We start from the raw sequence: 20,708 nt of genomic DNA on the forward strand, positions 1-20,708 counted from the left end.
CTGGCGCCACCACCTTTCCAGGTGTCGGCAAGATAGGGAGTTAATCGACGATGGTGATGCCATCTTTCAGCGCGGCGTTCTTACCGGTCATGTCCAGTGAGTCAAATGCTCCTCGCTTCATGGTTTTTTGCCCAGCCTGATGCTGGCTCTGCTGAGAGCCGCCGCCACTGTTTCCAGAGGCTTTTAAAATGTGGTCTTTCTGTGGGTATTGCTCGACCAGGAATTCCAGCGCTTCATCGAAATCGGCCAGTTCGCCAGGTTTGGCGCGTGAGTAGACTTTATTGCCTGTAGGGTCATAGGCTACAACTTTGCCCTCTTCAATTTTGAAGGACTGACCAAAGCGCGCCTGAACGAAATCTGACGGGATCGCCATCTTATCGGTGATGAATTTGGAACCGGAGAAACGGCCGCCGATCATCTCTTTGTACAGTTGATTCTGCAGCGTCTTATTCTGATTAGTTGCTTCATCCAACTGGGTCTGGAATGACTTGGTAATTTCAGCTTTCACTTGGTCAACTGCGCCAGCATCGATCAGCTTTTTCTGGTCGATTTTGGTTAGTGTTTCCAATGCCTCAAGCGCTTTGGCCGGGTCAGTAATGCCGGAAAATTTAGCAAGGTTAGATTCCGCAGCTTCTTTTGCTTCCCGGTGCGTTTTGGCTTCGCCATTAAGCGCGCTGATTTTGCTGACGGCCTGCGCAGCGTCAAAAGCAATTTCTTTGCCGTCTTCGTGGACATAAACCGGCATACCGTTTTCGACGACTACATGGCCATTAGCATCAAGTTTCAATTTCATGGTTTTCTCCAGGCCTTCTGGCCGTTGTTTAAGTGGTCATCCGACCTTGCGCCGTATGCATCCGCAAAACGGCAGAAATAAAAAACCACCCGTAGGTGGCTGCTATAGTTCAGCGTCTGAAAACGCTCGTTCATCAATGTCTCGCAACTGCTTCAGGCTGAGCAATTCCCCCTTATCGGAAAAGAACTCCGCCGGTTGCATACCGCCGTCACGCATCAGTCGGGCGCGAGCCTCGCCCAACACCTCGACCTGGCGCTTGAATGGCTGACGCTGCAACCAATCCCGATAATTGGTTTCCGCTGGCACCTGGCCATCCATGCTGGCGCGCGTACCCGCTGGCATTTCGTCCGCATCGATACCCAGCGCCCGCCACGATTTAACCACCAGCGTTTCTACCGAACGACAGCAGAAATGGATCCGGCCGGGCCCGGCCCCATAGGGCACCTTATGGTCGATCGGTTTGTTGTCCAGCGTATAACGCAGGCGATCACGAACGATGCAGGTTGGCGTGGTCTTGTTGTCGAGCGTGGCCAGCCATTGCTTGCAGTCGATAACGTCGGCATTAGCCTGGGCGAACTCCGTGCGTGCCACGGCCGCCATATGGTTTACAGCGGTTTTTATCACGCTGGTTGCGCTGGCCCGGCCGGTTTGTAATACACCGTCCTGATAATTTCGCGCGCGGGTACCGCGGATCCGCCGATAAATTTGGTCTGTCGTTTCCCCCTGCAAATATCCCTGGCTGACTGCGTTGCTGATCCGCTGTAGCCGATCACTTTCCAGCTTGCCGGCCCAGTCGCTCAACAACCGCCCCTGAAACGGTCGGGCCAACGCTGCTGCGTAAACCTGCTGCGGCGTCAGGCTAATAAGCGGATAACGCTGTTTCACCAGGTCGGGTAACAGAGAGTCGAACAGGCTGAACTGAAAGCCGCCTTCGTACCCGATAAAATCGCCCAACTCGTCGGTCAACGCCCCGTAAAGCTGCTGGTAAACCTGCCGATTGATATCCCGAACACCGCCCAGCAATGTATCCAACCGGCGAACAGTGAAGCTTTGCGGGTCCACGTCCTCCAACGCCATCAGCAACTTTGACGACAGTTCGGCGTCCGCCTGGTCGAGAATTTTCACCATGCGCCGGGCGACGCCCGTGGAATAGCGGGAAACAAACAGCCCATGAGCCAATGTTTCATCCAGCAGCCGATCATTGAGCCTGCCCATCACTACTCCTCGATTAAATCAGGAGGTCGGTTAATCAGTTCATCCATCACCTCCTCAGGTTTCGCGTCTGGATCAATGATGCGCAATTGCTGATATGCTCTTACAGCATCAATGGCGCGAATATCGCCACCTTGCCGCAATGCTTGAATAGCCAATGCAGATGTCGCATCAACGGCTTGAGATGAAGTCTCCAGTTCTGTACGCACGTCAACATTCCCACCTGTAGGTAAGCCAATCCACTCAGCCATGATTTGCAAGATATTATCCAGGGCATCTTCGAGAGAACTCGCCATCGTGAATAGCGGTGAGTTTTCCTGCATTTTCTCTTCGGTTGTCTGGTCAATGGATTTTGTCGACGTATTTTCCGTGCGCAGCAATTTGGCCCCTGCCTGCCGCATTTGATGTTCAAGATCGGTAATGGATGTTTTACCAGCACCGATAGCAGATCCCGTGTGCTCGGTGTATTCGATCCCCTGCCTATCCTTATCTGAAAATCGCACAGCGCTTGATGAGCCAATGGTCAGTTCTTGCCCTTCTTCAAGGCCATACACACTGAGGATCGGGACACGCGCGACATGCAAAATATTGTCTTGCTCACTCTGGCTCTGCCAATGCTTGATGTTCAGCAATGCCAAGTTCAACAACGGCGGAGAACCACGCATAAAGCCGGTACGTTTGGTGTAAAACGTCACGAGCGGAATATCATCACGGCTGGTTTCCCACTCTTCATGGATAGCCCAGATACACTCTCCCGCATCACCTTTACTCTTCCGGTAAATCTCCACTTTGCGCGGCATGATATGACGTATCTGCTCGACTTTGGTTTGCCCGAAATCATCACCATCAACAATAATGACCTCTTTGACGCGCAAGTCGGTCAGCACCACCTTCCCTTTCACCACCTTCGATTTCCAGCCGATAACCTGCCGCGGGTTAAGCATCGTGACGTAGGGACGACTGCCTGCAGCCTTCTCATCGGCTTTCGTTTTTACCGCCTCCTGATCCACGCGAGGGAAATCAACCAGCGCATGAGCGAGGCCATACTGAAATCCAATAGAAAAGAATGACTGCGCCCAGACATCAAGCCGGTTTCCCTCCATATCGATATTCGGGGTGAGCTCTTTAATTTGCTCTGGTGTCTCATCACTCAGAACCGTCGGTTCAGCAAAGACTCTGCCAATATCCTGTTTTATTGTTTCCTCATACGCAGGTAGCAATGTGGCAACAGCTAACCGTTTTTTATAATCCTCTTTGTCTTCATTGGGCCAACGAGGCAGGTGTGTTTCTCCCAACTTACGCATATAAAGCGTCCCGCCCATCAGCGCATCGTTGATGTCCCAGGCTTCGACCATATCGTTATAATCGAGATTTGGTGTTGAAATATCAGGCATGGTGTTTACATCCGTAGTTTGGTGACCTTTCCGGCTGGCTTAACAATAGGGAACTGTTTCTGGATAAAATAACCAGCCCCATCATTGGGGTGATCATTATCGGATTTCTTATCCGGCTCACCTGTTTTTTCATCCCAGACCTGCTGCTCCAGGCATTCGGTATAAACCTGGCAGCGTTTCACGTTGACCTTGTAGCGCCGCTCACCATTGGCATTGCAGAACATGGCATTCATGGAGTTCACCCGGTCTTTTACCGGCGGGTTGGCGGCATTCACTACCACATTAAATCCTGCCTGTTTTAGTTGAGCGATATCGGTCAAGCTAGCGTTGCTGGATTTACGGGAATCGCCGGACGCATCCGGATAAATGTAGATTTCCCGCACCTTGCGATAATTGGCGCCATCGTAGAGCCAAAAACGCTCCTTGATGATGCGGATAATGTCGGGGGTGTCGTAGGCGTTAATGATTTCAGTGACCGCACAAGGTAATCCCAGGCGCAGCACGTGAACGATGCCGGCCATTTTCCCTACGTTGAAGTCCATCCCGATGTAAAGCGGTTCGCCGGGTTGCTCCACCTCCTCGCAGTTGTTCAGCAGGCGATCAAACTGGTGGTAAATGGTGCCACTGGTTAGGTTGGTAAACTGTCCGCGCAGGTAGGCTTTAATCAGCTCCGGCGGATAGCTATCCATCAGTGACGGGATGTAATCGGCTGGTAGGTTGGCCTCGTTATCGAACGTGGATGCCTGCACCAGACCGTACAGCGCCGCAAGGTGGGGCTTATCTCTGACCTCTTTCACGAACTGGAGCCAGACGAATTTAAACCCCTCCGGCGTCGTGGTGACGTCGATCCCGTTACGCAGCCCATCAACCTTGTAACGCATTCGCGCGATGATTTTTCGCCAGGCCTTTTGCGCCTTCTCTTTTTTCATCACATCGAGCTCATCAATCAGCGCATTGCCGATTTTAAAGCCCACAATGGTTTCCGGTTTTTCCATTGAGCGACAAATCGTCGTCCCGCGGTACTGGCGGCCAGCGTAGAAATGAACTTCTTTGTTGCTCTCGTTAATCTTTACGCGCATCCCCCAGTCATGCGCCACTTCCTCGACCGTCGGGTAAAAGATATCGCGTATCTGCGGATAGGTCGGGGCAAAGTAGCCCTGGTTGATGCGGGGAAACTCCCACATGCCCTTACAGATGCCGCCGCACCCTACCCACGTCTTACCGGAACCGAACCCGGCCACGTACGCCTTGAATTTGTGCGGCATCGCCAGAAAACGGGCCTGAGGAATGTTAAGCGTCGGCGCTATCATCGTCCCTCACTTTGGCATCCACCACGTTGATGTTGATTGCCACTGGCTTCGGCGTGTCGTTGTCGTCATCGTCTGACAGCTCTTTACCCAACTTTTCAATCTCAAGCTGCCGGCGCTCGATTTCAACCTGTTGCAGTCGCTGCGCAAACTCACTGTCAGCTAGGCCCAGCCGTTTCATCACGGCCTCAAACATTTTTTCTCGGCTGATGGCTGTGATTTCCACGCCATTTTTTCCAACTTTTGTGCCTGAATACGCCAAACGAGCAATGCCTGATAATTTTCGCGTATCAGGGAAGTAAGCCCGGCCGATGCCGTCGCCATTACAACGCGGGCAATCTGGATTAGGATCCGCGTTCTGGTCGTATCCATAGCCCCCTTTGTCTGGCGAGTCCGGCTTGTTCCTGGCTTTCGCCTCTGCACACTTTTCCTCATGCTCGATAGCGTCACGCCATTGGTAGTGATGACCGAAGCCCCAGCAGTGACGGCAGGCGCCGTGGCGATATTGCGAAATCTCGTTGGCGTCAAAGGTGGCCAGTTGCCACATCTTCGCAAGCACATCGTCAGCGTTGGCCAGCGTGCGTGAGACGGATGCAACCAGTTGGCTCTCAATGGCTCGCTTAACGTTAGGATTCGTTAGAAGCTGCCGGCCATAATTCGGATCACTGTAACCGGCACGCTCAGCCGCAGCGGTGGCGTTCTGGTCAATGAGGTATTCCGCTACGAAAAGGCTTTGCTGTGGTGATAGGCCTGATTCAGATATCAGCTCTTCAGCGCTGGCTGTGGGATTCTCCTTGGTACGCACTTTTGATTTTTGCGTACCGCTTTTGCGTACCTGCGTACCTTTTTGCGTACCAGTTTTTCCACTGCGTACCCAGCCATGCTTTTTGGCGCGCTTTCTAATGGCCCCTTCACTGATACCGTATATCTCTGCCATATCTCGGAGAGAAAGTTGACCGGCACAGTAATCGCGCTCAAGGCCGCTTTCTTCCGGTTGTGACATAGCGTGCTCCATAAAAAAAAGCCACTAGCGCTACCCCCACAGCGAGCCGGAGTAACGAGGTGACTTTGCTTTGCGCATTACGCAGCACCTGGATAGATGCTCTGTGATGGGCAATAAAAAACCCGCCGTAGCGGGTCGTTATCGATGTTCTTTTACTTCTTACCGTTGGCCTCAGCCATTTGCTGATTAATTCATCGGTAACAAATATCTGCTAAGCTGGCATTTCATTGCAAGAGTCAAAGGAGCGCGCCAATGAAGATGTTTTTACTCACCGCAGTTTTACCACTCGTAGCTATTGCTGGATGTTCTGAAAAGCAACAAGAAAGTTTTAATCCATATCAAAATGAGACACCTGAATGCCGTAGCTACCGCGTTATGACTGGTGCACCGATGTTGCCTGATGCATACGCAAGACTCAGAGATAAGTGCGAAGCATCTATGAAAAAATAGTTATCTCTCGGCGGCTGCCCGCCATTGGTTCAGCGTGGCCACTTGGCCGGCGCAAATTGATAAAGCTGTTTGCAGCGCCAGCGCATAGCTCAGCGTATCGCCCCAGGTATCGCCCTGCAGCTGCGGTTTCTCACATGGGATGAATACGGACTCAGGGGGTAACAGGATGATTTGTTGTGGTGGTACCGGCGTTTTGCTGCAGGAGGTCAATAACAGCGGCAGGCATAGGACTATTCCCACATTTGTCGTTTTTAAGTGCTTCACGTAATGCCCTCTGGTAGCGTTCACCCTGCTGGCGCAGTTGCTGCTCTCTTTGCTGTTGTTCTGCTGCTAAGGCTCTGTTCTTCCGGTCTTGTTCTTGCAGGGTTGAGATTAGTCCTGACTGCTGCGCCAGCGTGTTTTCCTGCTGCTTAACCTGGTCACCAGCCTTTACCGCTTTACCGTGGAAGTGAAACGCCAGCCATGCCAGCAAAATGAAGATAAGCAGTAGAACGGCGGCTATGACTGCGGCAACCCGGTTCATTTCTGGCTCCAGTTGCAGATCTCACGCTCCACCTCTCGCCGGTTAATCAGGCCCTTCCAGACCTTTCCTCCGGCTTTATTCCAGCGGCGCATTTCATCACAGGCACCGGCACTATCCCCCGCATTGAGTTTTTTCAGCAGAGTGGAAGACTCGAAGGCTTTGACGCCGACGTTATAGCTGAAGCTGATCAGTGCGGCTTTCTGGTATTCGCTCGCTGGCACTTTCACCGACCGTTCTACAGAACGAGCAAAAGGCACCAGGTCTTTATCCAGCAGGTCTTTGCATTCAGCGGGGTTATAGGTCTTAGTGGGTATGATGTCAGCGCCAGTGTGCCCGTAGCAGACCGTCAGCACGCCGACTACATCACGATATGGCTTATACTCCACCCCTTCGAGTGAAGGAATGAGCACCGCTGCAATCGCCATGGCTCCACCAGCAAAGGCTGCGCTGAGTTTTTTCTTTAACGAAGCTGTGAGCGCCATCCTTAGTCCTCCGCTGGCGGTGGTGTGACATATCCAGCTTTAAGGGCCTTCTCATAGGCCTTTGTCTGGCGACTTTTGAAATAGAAGTTCATCACGGCAGTGATCGCACCGATCACGAAACCGCCCACTACCGCAACCTGATTCCAGTCGAGGTCATGTAGCCATTGCAAAATGCTGCCTCCACACACCAGAGTTGCAGAGGTGCAGTAAGAAATGAATGTGGTGATTTTCTCCGGCATGATTTTCATACCTCCCCCTTCCGGGGATCTGTCCCGGTACCGGGTGAAAGGAATGGATTAGCGCCGCGAATGCGAGGCGACATACGTCATTGAGTGAGGCGTTGGGCGCTAAATATGAGAAAAGCCACGCGATAGCGCAGCCTTATCAAGACAAAATTTTGTCACGGTTTTATGATGTGAGCTCATTCATCAGAGGAGTAATTCTATGTATCTACAGAATGCATACTGCCCTGTTTGTTTTAGTTCAAATGTCACTATTGTGAATAAAGCGGCAGGCATATCCGCAGGCAAAGTCATCGTCTGCAAGGACTGCCCAGAAGCAAGTAGCATCCTCCAGGAAACAGAGAACCCCGAAGGTAACTGGGTAGTTGTAAACAAAAGAGACAGCTAGCCCTCATGCGGTACGCGTGATTTCAGAAAGCAAAAAACCCGCACTCGGCGGGTTCTTGTCTTATCACGCATACACAAATGGCAGCGTATGTGAAAATAGTGGCTCATTGGCTCACCAATGTCAACACGTTCGCAGCAATTTTTTATTTTTTCGCTCCTGTTCGCGTGAAATAAACACATCTTGTAGAGGTTGATACAACAGATATTCTGCGGCGGCTAGTATTTCACTGACTTCACGACGGCAAGTTGTATACGATGGCCGACGGAATCCAGGTTGCCCATTGCGTCTAACCATGGCGCGAGGTTTTGCAACTTTGTGATAGTAAGTGGCAATTGCACGGTCAGAAGATCCATGAACATAACGACTGAGCAGCAGGCCGAATGCCTTTCGGTCGATAGCGTAAAGCTGATCAACAACTCGGGTGATCAGCATGCCGTCATCATCGTTGCAGATTGGGCGCTCAGGGTAGAGTCGTGGCTCAACCGTGGCCATGTACTCGGCAATGATGCTGCTTTGGCGCTTCTCAATCCGGCCCGTATATACCCAGGCACCCCAGCGTTCCAGCCAGGGCTGCAACCATTCTTCCTGTTCTTTGTTCAGTTTCAGTCCGTCGGTATTCATAGCTTCCCCTCCCTGCGCAAAATAGCCTGGGTACGGAAAACGCCCTCAGCGTGGAAAAGTCGAAGTTCCTCACGGCTGTATTCTGTTTTGGTTCTACCGTCGCAAGCATCGTGACACGTACTGCATCCCCAAGCTGCCTGCACATCATCGGGCTTGATTCCTGTACCACAAGTGCCCGCCATGCGGTAATGGGTCAATACAGTCGTTTCTGGGTTAAAGTTGCAGAAACCGGGGATCCGGATTTGGCAATCACGGCCGCGTGCCTCTTTACGCAATTTGCTCATGAGGTGTACCCCATAAGCTGGGCGGCAGCATTTTCTGCAGATTGCTGATCAGGGAAAGTACGGAACAGGATGTAATTCCAGAGCACGTCGAGCACTGCCTTGTAGAATTCGCCAAACTCGATATCGTCCATTTTTGCGAACGAGATCGACTTGGGTTCTCTACGTGTGGTGCCGTCTGGCATGAGGTACTCGGTATAGAAGCCGGCCTGTATAGTTACCCAGGCGCGGAACGCTTCGAAGGATTTTGCAGCGCTGATGTTTCCGGCGCGCTTCTCTGCGACATCAGCCAGATATTCATCAGCAGCAGCCTGCAGTGCTTCTTCACCACCAGCGTAATACGCGAGGAATTTGACGTAGCCATTAACCAGTGCTTTATCTACAGGTGATATGGCGCCGCCGCTCGGCTGCCAGTAGTCGAAGCCAAGATTCAGCAGCGAGAACAGCTTGCGGTGAAATGCCGGATTACGGGCCTGTTTGAAGTCGGCGTAAAGAACGGAACCGACCTTTTTGGATCGCAAGAAATCCCTGGCATCCCGTGTCGCGGGTACCAGCAGGTCACCTGCTGTTTTGATGTAAGAATACTGCGCCATTGGGTTCTCTCCGGTGGCGCAGCAGTTGCTCAGAATTTGAATGGGCTGGGTGTTCAGTCCAGCCCATTAATTATAGCGCGTTTCCATCGGGTCTTACAATCGAATAACCTGCGGATTTTGCCAAATCAATCAACGCGTTAAGTGATGCCACATGCTCGTTTTCTTTAACGATGCGAGTTCCGGTTATTGAGCCGTTCTCGCATGTAATCACTACTCTCCCAGTGTCGGGCAATGATTTAAGTAAAGCATCAAAATCAATCAATTAACTATCTCTTTATTGTGTACCGCAATGATATTTCACCAAAATACTGTACAAATAAACAGTTTCAATTCTTGTGCTAGGTTTCAAACAACGGCAAGTGTCTCTTGCTCAGAAATGTTTCTGCGTTAATTCAGCTAATCTCGCCCTGAATCGTTCAGCTATTGATACTATTTCCGATGTCGATTTGTTGACACTTATGGCAAACTCCCCCTTCTCGAGCTTCCCAGTTATAAAAAGCGCATATCTTCCGGTTGACTTCCCATAAATATCACTAATTAACTCAAAATCCCCAGATAGCTCATTGAAATACAATGAAATCAAAGCCTTAATTCTGGGGTAAAGTGATTTGTCATACGCTGATGGCCACTCTTCATTAACCTCATTTTGGTTTTTAACTCCAATTGCATGAAAGGTCTGCAGTGACAATATCCTATGTATCCCTTCATTCCATGAGTCAAACAAACTAAAAACCTCTTCTGCTTTTTTTAAATAAAGTTCCCGATTTAGTTTCCAGCGTTCGATTTCATTCTGACTATCTCGTAGTGCCTTGCTATTTCGATTATTGATTAACGCCCCACCAAATGCCGCTAATGCAGCAATGATAGCTGCAAGCAAAGCGGATAAAGCAGCAATAATCGCTGAAGCGTTAGTATTAAACCACTCGACCATGACTCATCCTTGTTGAAGTAGATAATTTTATCATTTTAAGTGGCACTCAGTAAGTGCCACTTTTCCCACACCCATGCAGGGAAGATGTGCCATGCTCTAATCGAGTGAACGTGGTAGAATAAATATTAACAGCTCCTCATTCCATACCCCAATGCCTTCCACCTCAAAATCAAAACTTATTGGTATCTTATTTTCCACAGGTATAACAGTCGATAGTGAAATGTGGTTAACTCGATTTACACATTTGAGTGGGGTGTAAACCCCAGAGACAGGGCCGTCGTTATATGGAATCGACGAAAGCCTGATAACCTCAAGTTTCAATAGCTGGTTCAACAATGATGGAGTTTCTTTAAACATCTCCAAATACTCACTAACTCGTGACCCAAACTGAGGATCAAAAAAACTTTCCCCTTGCGCTAAAGAAAGGCAACTTCTTATTTTTTGCGGGAGTGATTCTACGCCAGATATCATGGCAATATTACCATCTCGTATAAAAATATCTCCATCATCACCTTCAGCAAATGTGGTACCTAAGTCTTGAGCTTTTACTCTTTTAAATGCAGGTGCCACAGTAAAAGTGACTTCATAATACCCGGTGAACTTGGTCCATTCTGGAGCTGATAATATCTGCCTACCGTCACCTAACTCATTAATCAAAACGTACTTATCGTAATCATCCATTTCATTAAATTTTTCGATAAATCTAAGGAGGACTGCGATATCACCGATAAAGAAGTTATCCAACCTAAACTTCCACTCATTATTAGCAACTGCAACAAGCTCACCAGTTGCAACTATGTCAGGGCCAATTGCAATAAGGTCATTGTTATTAGCAATAGAAGCGTGTCCATTCATTCTTTTTTCATGTGCACGCTTCATATCAATTAATATTTCTTTCGTATATTGGACATAATCTCTATCAATTTGAATGCTATGATTCGAACATAGCCAAATGGCATTGCTTATATGTTTTCTTTCATCGCCAGACATCTCACTATCATACCTAGGCCCACCAGGAGCTGCAGCACTTATGTGCGCAGCTATTCCAATTGAACTATATGCAGATTCAGACTCATCACTCGGCCCAGACGTATGTCTACCACACCCAGGAAATGAGCAAACGTATCCGGCTCGGTGAGCTAAAGCTTTCTTTATTTTAGCAGGGAAATCATCTCTATTACTTGCCATTCTCGTCTATTCACTCCCAAGTGCATCGTTCATGATTTTATTTATTTGCATCAATAACACATACTGCCATAATTGCCTCCAAGGTATACCTCCTATAAAATTTAACAAAACCTTGATAAAAAACATAGGAAATGATTGCAGTAGTAATTATAAGAAACCAATGAAAATTCAAAGTATGCGTCAACCCATACAGATAAAAAACCTTACACGTCATCATAATCCAAAAAATCACAACAAAAACAAAGGATATATTTCTTGAAAAACCATATAACGCCACATAGTTTTGGAGTTTTAGAGCATGTCTTTCAGAGTATTCATATGCGTAGTGATAAACAATTCTAAATGAATCACCTACAAGCCCATTTTTCACATCCATAGAAGAAACATCAACTTTAAACTTTTTCTTTAGGATTTTCTTGCAACTTAAAAAAACAGTATTACGCAATGGCTGAGGGATAGGCTTCACCTGATTCAGCATTCCAAAAGGAAGCATTTCAATTAGTGCTATTGGCAAGATGACAACTAGCGTGACTAGATGGTGGATATTGGTGAAAGGTAAAAACACCTTTCTTTTTGAAAGGGGAAGATTGACAGTGATAACATTCACTCGACTTCGCTCCCCTTCTTCTTGGAAAATAAATTGAGATGGATATCCATTCCTGCGAGTGCAGTATTTCTCCACTGCGAAAGATGACAGAAGAGAAATAAAATGACCTGTAATGTATGAAAAAACAACTGAAGGAATAAATTTCAGCAATTCTAACAATCCGCCATTATCAACTATAATATAACTATAAAAACTCTCAACTGGTTCAAAATGATATAATATCCCACCGAAATAAATAAAATACAACAATGCTGCGCCAGGTATTAAATAACCAAGAAAATCATAGAAAGAAAATGGATTTTGTTTCACGTGACACCTCACTTTTTAGTCAAGATATACTTTTTTTAAAAAATATCAATACAACAGCAATAGTGCCGAGCATCACCAGCCCATATTTAATCAGCGATTACTTGTCTAAGCCCCACCCAGTCACTAAATTTTTTGATTACCACCTCATCTCTCTGCGTTCGCGCCAGTAGTTCAAGCGCGCCCTAAAATGTTCCCGGTATTGCTCCGGAGCCTCTTCAATCGCCACCAGCACCTTTGTGCGGGTGATCGTCCGTGCGTACAGGTCACGGATCAGGCCGCTGGCGCGCAGGTCGTACTGCTCTAAATCGCGGTATTCCTGCGGCCACTGGCCTCGATTGAATGGCAGACCGGGTGGAAGATAATCCGATTGCCCGGCCATCGTTTACGCCCTCGATTCAGCAGCCAAACGACGCATGACGTCTTTTTCTGACGGAATTGGTGCAGTCAGTACCCTTTGCTGTATCTCACGGCGTACGGCCGTTAGAGGCTTAAGGATGTGCACTACCCGATCGAGAGGCATGCGGAGCATCAGGGCGATGCTTTCAGGGAAGTGCCCAAGGCGCTGCAATTCGTAGACACCTGTCATTACCCGGCGGCCGTAACTGATACGGTCACCGATTTTGACGATTGGCCCCATTTCGCAGACTGGATTTGCAACACGTTGGGGTTTAGGTGGCGGGCAGAACGGAGCGCGACAACGTGCGCGAGCCGCCTGGTTGATTCTGTCCATGATGGCAGGGCCATAGTCGCAGCCGTCATCCATCACAAAACGCTTATCGCGGATCATTTCGTTGGTACTGGTCATGTTGGTCTTTCCTCGTTTGTTTGTTCAAGCGCTGGTCAGGCGCCGGTTAAAACGGTTTGGTCGCGTAACGTTTTTCTTTCGGTTTTGGTTGTTGTGCCTCCTGTTGCATACGGCTGGATTCTTGCGCCACCACCTGATCGACAGCGATAAAGTGGCCGTTTTTAAATTCCTGATAAATCGTGCCTCCCGGTCCAAACCGGTTTTTTCCTACGATGATTTCCGCAAAACGTGCAGCCGGTCCGTTCGGGTTATAAACACCGTCGCGGTACAGCAAAACGATGCTGTCGGCATCCTGCTCAACTTTTCCTGATTCACTCAGATCAGACATGGTTGGCCGCCGAGCGGTAACCGGGCGATCGTCAACTTTTCGCGATAACTGGCTCAGTGCCAGCACCGGCGTTTTGCTACGCATGGCCATGGTTTTCAGGCTGCGGGAAATATGCCCCATGGCCAGGTCATTTCGTTCCGCTTTCGGTTTGGCAATCAGGCCAAGGTAATCGACCATCACCACGCTCAGGTGCGGGTACCGGCGCTTATGGGTTTCTGTGATGGCGCGGATCTGGTCAACGGTCAGGTCGGTAGCGTCAACAATCCAAATGTCGCGGTTGTTCAGCACCTCGAGCGCCGAGTGGATACGTCCCCAATCTTCATCGCACAGCGATTCAGGCTTGCGCAGTTTCGACACTGACAGGTTCCCGGCACCAGCGACCGAACGCTCCACCATCTGCAGGGCGGCCATTTCCATGCTGAATATCAGCGCCCCGCCACCGCTGCGGGTTGCCCCTTCGATAACTTTCAGCGCGAATTCGGTTTTACCCATGCCCGGACGACCTGCAACAACGATTAAATCCTGTGGGTTCCAACCGCCGGTAATCGCGTCCAGCTCCTCAATGCCGCTGTATAGGTTGCGCATTTCGGCATCACCCTTCATGCGGCGATCCATTAAATCCATGTAGCCGCCCAGCAGTTCACCAAGATGCACCGGCACCACCCCGCCCGTGTCGGCGGTCATTTCGATCAGCTTGGTTACTGACGCCTGGATCACCGTGTCCCGTTGTTCTTGGTTTCTGGCGCTGCGGATACCGTCAGCACCTTCCTGCAGCAATGCAGCCATCTGGCGGCTACGCCACCCCTTTGTGGCCAGACTAGCAAAACCTTTCAGGTTGGCCAGCGTGCCGGGCATGCGGCTAATTTCTACCAACGACGCCAGACTGTCACCGCCGAGGGATTCGCCGATAAGCACCACGTCGATCACACCGTGGGTCAGCGCCTGTTTTTTGATTTCTTTGTAGGTTTCGCGGTGAAAACGGATGCTGAATGCCTCTTCTGGCATGGTGGCAATCACGTCCAGCGCATCAGGGGTAGCCCCACCAACCAGCAGGCCGCTCAACACGGTAGCTTCCATCTCCTGCGGGGTCATAGCGCACCCTCTCGGGTTTTCACCAACACATCAGAACGGAGCAAATAATCGAACCCAGCACGCCAGCTGCGATTGTTGTCGCCAAAGTAAAACGGCCCTGCGGCATCACCGAAGGTTTCGAAATAGGCCTTCACCGCATCGAGGGTGGATTCATGCAGTTCGCCCAGCAGGCGCTTGATTTGACGTTTGCGCTTGTCGTTCAGCTCCTGCACCTTCGGCAGACGGTCGCCGAGGATTTCGTTGTAGGCGTCAGCCACGTCCTGATAATTAACTTTTGGAAGCTTACCCGGCGCGTCAGCGTCGTCCCCCACTTGGGGGTTAGGGGGTATTGGTTCAATGACTGGTTCTAAACTGACTGATTCTGGGTGCAGCTCCTGCACCCTCCCCCCTGCAGCAGATGCACCCATGGGTGCAGGATTTGCACCATAGGGTGCAGCATCTGCACCATAGCTATTCAGTACAAGGTGGTAGACATTCGAACGATTTAGACCGTTCTCAGCTTTCCGTTCTTCGATGCGCACCAGGCCATCTTTGACCAATTGCTGAATGTGATTTTGGGCGGAGCGTTTGGATATTTCGCATTGTTCAGCGATGTACTGAACTGCTGGCCAGCACTCACCCTGATCGTTGGCGTTATCCGCCAGTTTCAGCAACACCAATTTACGCAGTGGGTTGCCGACTTTCATTTTCATCGCCCGCACCATCAATTCCATGCTCATGATTAGATCCCCAGCCCGTCTGCAAGCTGGCGGCACGCGTCCTGGTACTGCTCCGGCGATAAGTTTTCATCACGCAGCGCGGCCTTGCCCTGCTCGTATTGTTCCCAAACTGCATGTGCGGCAGCCTGGCGATCTTCGAAAATCGGTTTGATATCTGCGGCGTCAGCAGGCATGCCATTCAGGCGCCAGCCGTTCCGATATGTGATGTGATCGGTTTGCATATTGGTCTTTCCTCGATACAGCGTTTTTACGCGGCGCTGGTCAGGCGCTGAGTTTCCTGCAGGGCGCTTAATGCGCCGGCTATTCGTTGTGGTGTGTCACAGGCACCAAGCAAAATTGCGATAATTGCCGCGGCAAATTCTCGAATGGCCACTGACAGCAAATATTGCGGCGTGGGCCCATCCAATCGTGCGCGCCTTTCTGCTGGCATGGCTGCGATCATCGCGTCGGCCAGTTCCTGCACCTTTGCCCTGGCGGCTTTCGAGTCGCTGCGCATGTGGCGAAAAATCGCCTGCCGGTTGGTGTTAATCGCACGCCAATCAGCGGTACCGGCTGAATCTTCAATCGGGTAAAGCCGCACGCGGCCGCCGTCAGCTCCGATCTGGAACCACGCGCGGCTGATTTCGATGGCCACATGTTCCTGACCACTCTCCGCCGCCCAGGCTGTAATTTCATTTTTCAGTTTTTCGATGTGTTCCACTTCGCGTCTCCTGTCGCTTCGAAAACCGATTTCACTTAATCAGATTTCGGTGGGGTTGGTTGTTAAGCTGCATCCGTCGATTGCTGTTGGTAGAAATCTGGGTCATACGCCAAAGCACCGGATGTCAGGCGATCCAATCGTGCAGCTCGTCGTTCAGGGACGCGAACGCCCCAGCGGGATACAGAAGCTTGTGAAACACCTGCGGCTTCCGCGAGTTTGGTCTTGTTGCCGAAATACTTTACAGCGTCGTCAGTGAGCATTTTTGCCTCCTGTGATTAACATTTGTTTGAAAATTACAACTTAACAAAAGCTAAGTCAAATTAATTTATAGTAACTGGATGAACATGACTTCACTAAGTGACCGCATTAAATTGCGTAGGACAGAACTGGACATATCACAGCAGAGGCTTGCCGACGCCGTGAAGGTTTCCCACGTAACCGTTTTTAAATGGGAAAACGGGGATACCGAGCCAAAGGGGAAAAATCTTTTCCTTCTGTCAAAAGCGCTGCGTTGTACTCCTACCTGGCTACTTTATGGAGATGAGGATCAGACCCCCCTGCCTGTTGACGAGTTGCCTGTTGAACTTGATGAACGTCAAACGAAATTACTAGAACTGTTTGATTATCTTCCAGAATCTGAAAAGGATAAGCATCTCGCCGAGCTTGAAGAAAAGGTAGATGGCTTCAATGTCCTTTTTGAAGAACTCTTAACCGCAAGAAAAAACTCAAAGAAAAAATAAACTAATATTCAATTAGTTATTCACAACAGCCCATCAACTTAACTTTTCGTAAGTTATTTTTATTGACCATTAACTTACCTTTAGTTAAGCTTCATTCCATCAACAGCGCACTAACCCTGCAGCAGTTGTTCAGAATGTTCCGCCAGCCGGGCGATACGCGGCAAAGAATTGAATGACCATTGCTGTGTGGAATTTGGCCCCGAACCTTGGGGCAATTTTTTACAAAGCAAATCGAGGAAAGACCAACGGCATGACCAGCCTGACAGCCGGGAAAGACCGGCAACCAACAGGCGTAAAAAAACCCACCGAAGTGGGTTCTTTTACCCCGGATGCCGACCAAAGCAACCGGGAGTGATACAGGGGACCAACCCTGTATCGAGGAAAGACCAACAACCCAATGAGCTGTCGATCAGCTCCGATTATATCAGGAGTCGCTATGAAAGCACTACAGATACCCGTCACGCTGTTTATCCATGCAAACACTTTCCCAAACGGTGAAGGCATTACGGTCACCACCGCTGATATGTCCTCTTTCCGTGGGTACGTGTTGCTGGAAACTCGCCAAATCCATATCGATGTTAACCAGCCAGAACCGATCGACATCATCGGCAAACAGGTTGAAACGCTGCAGTTGGAAAAAGTCCGACTGACTGACGCGGCCTATAAGCGTATCGCCGAGATCGACGATCAGGTACAGCAGTTGCTATGCATTGAGCACTGCCCTATCGACGCCCACGAAATCCCATTCTGAGGGCGCGGTCATGGATATCGAAACTCACAACCTGAGCGCTGAGCTGGCGCTGTGGCAACGCCATGACGCAGCCGAACAGCGTGACCAGTTCGAAGCTGCTGCGACACACGGTTATTCCGACGAGGCGATCGAGGTGTTCACCCATATCGACGGCACTGCCGCAGACACCCGCGACCGCCTGCTGATGGCCGTAATGATGGCGACGCCTGACACTCTGCGCCTTCGCCAGAATGAGCTGTACAGCTGGTATTGCGACAACGTGAAGGCCGTAGCACGCGAGAAGTTTTAACCCACCCCGGTGCCTGACCAGCGCCGATTATTACAGAGGAAAGACCAATAATGCCTATCTACATTTCACTTTTTGAGCCAAAGAAAAAGGCTCTGACAAACGGCGCTGTGGCGCTGGTTATCGCGCTGGAGGCTGCAAGCAAACGAGCAGCCGAAAGCATCGCGTTAGGGAAGCTGTTCGAAGCCTACCCCGAGGGCGGTGACAACTTCTTCAACCCGAAGACCGTTGAAGATCAAACTGGCAACCCACGTCCAGCCGTTGGCCAGTTCGATGAACAGTTCGCTGCAGAGAACGTTTTCGACGGCAGCAAGTGGACACCGAAAGAGCCTGAGCCAGAATTCCCGGCTGGGCCAGTAGATTTAATGTCACAGCCTGCCAACGTCCGGATCACCGCAGTGGTGATGTATGGCGACGCTGAGATCGATAACAGCCAGCTGTCGATGGCGGTCGATTTCATTAACGACGATGAAACACCAGACGATACCGGCATGCGTGCGGTGATCGATGGGCTTGTATCTGTGACTGCCGTCGGTGCTATGTCCCCTGAGGCCGTTAGTCGATTGATCTCAGCCCTCTTCCAGTGCGCTGGCGAGGCTATGCCATCACAGGCTGACACAATTGCCTTTGCTCAGGCGTGGGTAGATAAGCCTGGCGAACGGGAAAACCTGACGCTGGCCAGCACCAGCACCAGCACCAGCACCAGCACCAGCACCAGCACCAGCACCAGCACCGAAAATACTGGGGGCGTGCCGGATTACAACACCCTCAGCATGCATACAGCTTTATCGATCATGGGTGTTAACCCTGCCGCAGCCAAGGCGACAGACGTGAAGAACGCAAAAGAAATTATCGCTTCACGTGATTCCGTCTGGCGTGCCTGGGATAAATCTCTGCGGGTGATTATTGGCATTTTGAATGTTGAAACCGATACCCGCCACGCGATCGTTTCCGAGGGACTGAAAAATCTCAAATTGGTAAATAACGACGAAGAGCGCCTGCACTTTGTGAAAACGCGTCTTGCTGGCCATCCGGCATGTGCTGAGTTGGCGAACTATGGCCAGCAAACCACTAAAAGTGTCGAGGTAGAAAACCTCGGCGGCGGCCGCTTCTCGATTGACGGCTTGACCGGCGCTGATGCACGTCAGGAAAACCCAGCGCCAGCAACGGCTAACGCCTCAAATCAGGGTGAAAAACAGGAAGTAGCCCAGCCGCAAGTTACCGATTCGACAGCGCAGGAAGCCAAACAGCAGCTGGATCAGATGGGTTACAGCGTCTATGCCAATGCGCCAGAGGAAAAATCCTCCCAACTGCAGCAGGCAGAAGAGAACGCCGACCGCGCCGAAGCGCTGGTAAATCAGCTTAAAGCCGACGATTTCCAACAGCGTGCCGCACAAGTTGAACTGACAATCGCCGAACAGCCCGCAGAGGATAGAGACAATCTTGGGATTTGGAATCGTGTTTATAAAACCGATGCCAAGTTTACCAAGGCTTTCAGCAATAACGGCGGCGGTACCTCGATCAATGGCACCTACATGGTGATGCAGGCCACAAAGGTATTCGGTCCGCAGGGCACCGGCTGGGGGGTGGAAATTATCGAAGAACGCTTCGATAACGGCGCCCCGATCATGCGATCGGTGAAGCAGCAGGACGGAAGCTTTATTCAAGAGATTATTCCAAATGGTGCTGGCGGCTATCTGTCCGAAGTAAACCACACGGCAAAAATCCGACTCTGGTACATGCACGACGGTAAGACTGGCGAAGTGTTCGCTTACGGCTGCACGCCATACGTTTACAGGAGCAAGAATGGGCCGATCAGCGATGGCGAAGCGCCGAAAAAGTCCCTCACCGACGCCACAAAAAAAGCCCTTTCACAACTCGGCTTCTCCGCCGACGTATTCCTTGGCCTGTATGACGATCTTACGTATCGCCAAGAGAACGAAGCGGAATTCGCGCTCAAGAATGCCAGTGAAAAAGCCGAAGGCGTGACCCGCATGCGTGAAGAGTTGGATGAGCACATGACCAAGGTCGCGGAAACGCTCAAAGGCGCGGTAACTGTCAACGAAGCAAACAAGATTCACACCTCGATCGCCCGCGAAATTGAAGCGCACCGCAAGGCCGCAGACGCTAAGGGAGATAAAGAGCACGCCCAATACCTGGCTGGCCGTCTGCGCCGCCTTACCACATTGAAAGATGAACGCATCGCCGCCCTGTCCGAGGAGAAAGCATCATGAGCACAACCGCCATTGCATTAGCAGCTGATTACGCCAAGTTTCAACAACTGATCGAAACCTCCGACGACCTGACGCCAGAGATGATCGCCGACACGCTGGAAGGGATAGAAGGAGCCCTGGGCGACAAACTGGACGGCGCATTTACCTACGTTCGTAACCTTGAAGGCTTGGCAAAAACGGTTGATGAAGAAATTAAGCGCCTGACTGACCGCAAAAAGTCTTTTGAGAACCGTTCCAAATCGATCCGCAAATACGTGCTGAGTTGCCTGCTGGCCAGCGGCCAGGACTCGCTAAAAACAACCACCAATACTTTCACGGCACGCAAAGGGGTCGCCAGCGTAGTGATCGACAATATCGAGTTGCTGCCAGATGAGCTGGTAACCACTCAAGTTCTTACCGCACCAGACAAGAAAGCCATCAAAGAGGCAATCGAAAACGGTGTTGAAATCGCTGGCGCGCACATCGAGATCGGCGAACGTTCGCTGCAGGTGCGGTAATCACCCGGCCCCGGCAACGGGGCTAACACTGAGGACTCACCATGTTGAGAATATACCTGGCTAAAGGCGACGCCATTCACGTGACTTTCCCCGACGGAACTACGGGGATCATTGAGGCCGAAAGCCGTGGCGAACTGGCTTTTCACTTCCCGCAGAGTGTACGGCTAACGCGAGAAAAGGAAGCGTTTAAAAAACCAATTCCGCCTAATCAGAAATAACACCCAGCCATCGT

The 20,708-nt window shown here is 50.6% G+C and carries 31 protein-coding genes; 8 read left to right on the forward strand and 23 right to left on the reverse strand.

Annotated elements, in window-relative coordinates; genetic code table 11:
- Nucleotides 1-40 precede the first annotated feature (40 nt).
- The 5 genes from OC597_RS00115 to OC597_RS00135 form a co-directional block, all read right to left on the reverse strand.
- Nucleotides 41-793 carry a DUF6651 domain-containing protein gene (locus OC597_RS00115; protein WP_262206897.1) on the reverse strand — a complete coding sequence of 251 codons (753 nt, stop codon included), beginning with the start codon at nt 791-793 and terminating at the stop codon, nt 41-43.
- 102 nt (nt 794-895) lie between these two features.
- On the reverse strand, nt 896-2,008 hold the full coding sequence (locus tag OC597_RS00120; protein WP_262206899.1) for a phage minor head protein: 1,113 nt from the start codon (nt 2,006-2,008) through the stop codon (nt 896-898).
- Between the two features lie 2 nt (nt 2,009-2,010).
- Nucleotides 2,011-3,399 (reverse strand): DUF4055 domain-containing protein, encoded by a 1,389-nt coding sequence (locus OC597_RS00125; protein WP_262206901.1) that lies wholly within the window; start codon nt 3,397-3,399, stop codon nt 2,011-2,013.
- A gap of 5 nt (nt 3,400-3,404) precedes the next feature.
- Nucleotides 3,405-4,709 carry a terminase large subunit domain-containing protein gene (locus tag OC597_RS00130; protein WP_262206903.1) on the reverse strand — a complete coding sequence of 435 codons (1,305 nt, stop codon included), beginning with the start codon at nt 4,707-4,709 and terminating at the stop codon, nt 3,405-3,407.
- A complete protein-coding gene (locus tag OC597_RS00135) occupies nt 4,690-5,709 on the reverse strand; it encodes a terminase small subunit (RefSeq protein WP_262206905.1) in 1,020 nt (339 codons plus the stop codon). The genes OC597_RS00130 and OC597_RS00135 overlap by 20 nt, the downstream gene beginning before the upstream one ends.
- Before the next feature lie 252 nt (nt 5,710-5,961).
- Between OC597_RS00135 and OC597_RS00140 the strand changes: the two genes are divergently transcribed.
- Nucleotides 5,962-6,159 carry a hypothetical protein gene (locus tag OC597_RS00140; RefSeq protein ID WP_261141351.1) on the forward strand — a complete coding sequence of 66 codons (198 nt, stop codon included), beginning with the start codon at nt 5,962-5,964 and terminating at the stop codon, nt 6,157-6,159.
- Here OC597_RS00140 and lysC read toward each other — a convergent pair whose 3' ends face one another.
- From lysC to OC597_RS00220, 18 genes are all read right to left on the reverse strand, one after another.
- Nucleotides 6,160-6,423, reverse strand: a complete 264-nt coding sequence (gene lysC, locus OC597_RS26680) for an Rz1-like lysis system protein LysC (RefSeq protein WP_418939561.1) — start codon at nt 6,421-6,423, stop codon at nt 6,160-6,162.
- On the reverse strand, nt 6,311-6,682 hold the full coding sequence (locus OC597_RS00145; protein ID WP_262206906.1) for a DUF2570 family protein: 372 nt from the start codon (nt 6,680-6,682) through the stop codon (nt 6,311-6,313). The genes lysC and OC597_RS00145 overlap by 113 nt, the downstream gene beginning before the upstream one ends.
- Nucleotides 6,679-7,164 (reverse strand): lysozyme, encoded by a 486-nt coding sequence (locus tag OC597_RS00150; protein ID WP_262206907.1) that lies wholly within the window; start codon nt 7,162-7,164, stop codon nt 6,679-6,681. The genes OC597_RS00145 and OC597_RS00150 overlap by 4 nt, the downstream gene beginning before the upstream one ends.
- Before the next feature lie 2 nt (nt 7,165-7,166).
- Nucleotides 7,167-7,412, reverse strand: coding sequence for a phage holin (locus tag OC597_RS00155; RefSeq protein WP_037419444.1), 246 nt, complete (start codon nt 7,410-7,412; stop codon nt 7,167-7,169).
- Nucleotides 7,413-7,914: 502 nt separating this feature from the next.
- Complete coding sequence (locus tag OC597_RS00160; protein ID WP_262206909.1) at nt 7,915-8,415, reverse strand: antiterminator Q family protein; 501 nt, start codon at nt 8,413-8,415, stop codon at nt 7,915-7,917.
- The gene (locus OC597_RS00165; protein ID WP_262206910.1) at nt 8,412-8,699 is read right to left on the reverse strand and encodes a DUF1364 domain-containing protein; all 288 of its coding nucleotides are present in this window, start codon (nt 8,697-8,699) and stop codon (nt 8,412-8,414) included. The genes OC597_RS00160 and OC597_RS00165 overlap by 4 nt, the downstream gene beginning before the upstream one ends.
- Complete coding sequence (locus OC597_RS00170) at nt 8,696-9,289, reverse strand: DUF1367 family protein (RefSeq protein WP_262206912.1); 594 nt, start codon at nt 9,287-9,289, stop codon at nt 8,696-8,698. Before OC597_RS00170 ends, OC597_RS00165 begins: the two co-directional genes overlap by 4 nt.
- Before the next feature lie 70 nt (nt 9,290-9,359).
- Nucleotides 9,360-9,551: a hypothetical protein gene (locus OC597_RS26685; protein ID WP_510181744.1), complete on the reverse strand. Its 192-nt coding sequence runs from the start codon at nt 9,549-9,551 to the stop codon at nt 9,360-9,362.
- Between the two features lie 108 nt (nt 9,552-9,659).
- Nucleotides 9,660-10,220 carry a hypothetical protein gene (locus OC597_RS00175; protein ID WP_262206914.1) on the reverse strand — a complete coding sequence of 187 codons (561 nt, stop codon included), beginning with the start codon at nt 10,218-10,220 and terminating at the stop codon, nt 9,660-9,662.
- Between the two features lie 96 nt (nt 10,221-10,316).
- Nucleotides 10,317-11,408, reverse strand: coding sequence for a hypothetical protein (locus tag OC597_RS00180; RefSeq protein WP_262206915.1), 1,092 nt, complete (start codon nt 11,406-11,408; stop codon nt 10,317-10,319).
- Nucleotides 11,409-11,445: 37 nt separating this feature from the next.
- Nucleotides 11,446-12,324, reverse strand: coding sequence for a hypothetical protein (locus OC597_RS00185; RefSeq protein ID WP_262206916.1), 879 nt, complete (start codon nt 12,322-12,324; stop codon nt 11,446-11,448).
- Nucleotides 12,325-12,460: 136 nt separating this feature from the next.
- Complete coding sequence (locus OC597_RS00190) at nt 12,461-12,703, reverse strand: hypothetical protein (RefSeq protein ID WP_262206918.1); 243 nt, start codon at nt 12,701-12,703, stop codon at nt 12,461-12,463.
- Nucleotides 12,704-12,706: 3 nt separating this feature from the next.
- Entirely contained in the window at nt 12,707-13,129 is a 423-nt protein-coding gene (locus tag OC597_RS00195; RefSeq protein WP_262206920.1) for a hypothetical protein, read from the reverse strand.
- 46 nt (nt 13,130-13,175) lie between these two features.
- Nucleotides 13,176-14,549 (reverse strand): replicative DNA helicase, encoded by a 1,374-nt coding sequence (locus tag OC597_RS00200; RefSeq protein ID WP_262206922.1) that lies wholly within the window; start codon nt 14,547-14,549, stop codon nt 13,176-13,178.
- On the reverse strand, nt 14,546-15,268 hold the full coding sequence (locus OC597_RS00205; RefSeq protein WP_262206923.1) for a helix-turn-helix domain-containing protein: 723 nt from the start codon (nt 15,266-15,268) through the stop codon (nt 14,546-14,548). The genes OC597_RS00200 and OC597_RS00205 overlap by 4 nt, the downstream gene beginning before the upstream one ends.
- 2 nt (nt 15,269-15,270) lie before the next feature.
- The gene (locus tag OC597_RS00210; protein WP_013813293.1) at nt 15,271-15,489 is read right to left on the reverse strand and encodes a hypothetical protein; all 219 of its coding nucleotides are present in this window, start codon (nt 15,487-15,489) and stop codon (nt 15,271-15,273) included.
- Between the two features lie 26 nt (nt 15,490-15,515).
- On the reverse strand, nt 15,516-15,968 hold the full coding sequence (locus OC597_RS00215) for a toxin YdaT family protein (RefSeq protein ID WP_013813294.1): 453 nt from the start codon (nt 15,966-15,968) through the stop codon (nt 15,516-15,518).
- A gap of 62 nt (nt 15,969-16,030) precedes the next feature.
- Entirely contained in the window at nt 16,031-16,228 is a 198-nt protein-coding gene (locus tag OC597_RS00220; RefSeq protein ID WP_198642425.1) for a Cro/CI family transcriptional regulator, read from the reverse strand.
- A 78-nt stretch (nt 16,229-16,306) separates the two neighbouring features.
- On the opposite strand from OC597_RS00220, the gene OC597_RS00225 reads away from it, so the two are divergent.
- The 7 genes from OC597_RS00225 (at nt 16,307) to OC597_RS00255 (ending at nt 20,694) form a co-directional block, all read left to right on the forward strand.
- Nucleotides 16,307-16,708, forward strand: coding sequence for a helix-turn-helix domain-containing protein (locus OC597_RS00225; RefSeq protein ID WP_198642424.1), 402 nt, complete (start codon nt 16,307-16,309; stop codon nt 16,706-16,708).
- Between the two features lie 172 nt (nt 16,709-16,880).
- Complete coding sequence (locus OC597_RS00230; RefSeq protein ID WP_198642423.1) at nt 16,881-17,063, forward strand: hypothetical protein; 183 nt, start codon at nt 16,881-16,883, stop codon at nt 17,061-17,063.
- Between the two features lie 81 nt (nt 17,064-17,144).
- Complete coding sequence (locus tag OC597_RS00235; protein WP_198642422.1) at nt 17,145-17,459, forward strand: hypothetical protein; 315 nt, start codon at nt 17,145-17,147, stop codon at nt 17,457-17,459.
- Between the two features lie 10 nt (nt 17,460-17,469).
- A complete protein-coding gene (locus tag OC597_RS00240; protein WP_013813298.1) occupies nt 17,470-17,748 on the forward strand; it encodes a hypothetical protein in 279 nt (92 codons plus the stop codon).
- A 50-nt stretch (nt 17,749-17,798) separates the two neighbouring features.
- Nucleotides 17,799-19,979 (forward strand): phage-associated endonuclease, encoded by a 2,181-nt coding sequence (locus OC597_RS00245; RefSeq protein ID WP_262206926.1) that lies wholly within the window; start codon nt 17,799-17,801, stop codon nt 19,977-19,979.
- A complete protein-coding gene (locus tag OC597_RS00250; RefSeq protein ID WP_153857125.1) occupies nt 19,976-20,476 on the forward strand; it encodes a siphovirus Gp157 family protein in 501 nt (166 codons plus the stop codon). Before OC597_RS00245 ends, OC597_RS00250 begins: the two co-directional genes overlap by 4 nt.
- 41 nt (nt 20,477-20,517) lie before the next feature.
- Entirely contained in the window at nt 20,518-20,694 is a 177-nt protein-coding gene (locus OC597_RS00255; RefSeq protein WP_262206928.1) for a hypothetical protein, read from the forward strand.
- Nucleotides 20,695-20,708: the final 14 nt, after the last annotated feature.

This window comes from Serratia proteamaculans (assembly GCF_946227095.1).
GTDB lineage: Bacteria > Pseudomonadota > Gammaproteobacteria > Enterobacterales > Enterobacteriaceae > Serratia > Serratia proteamaculans_E.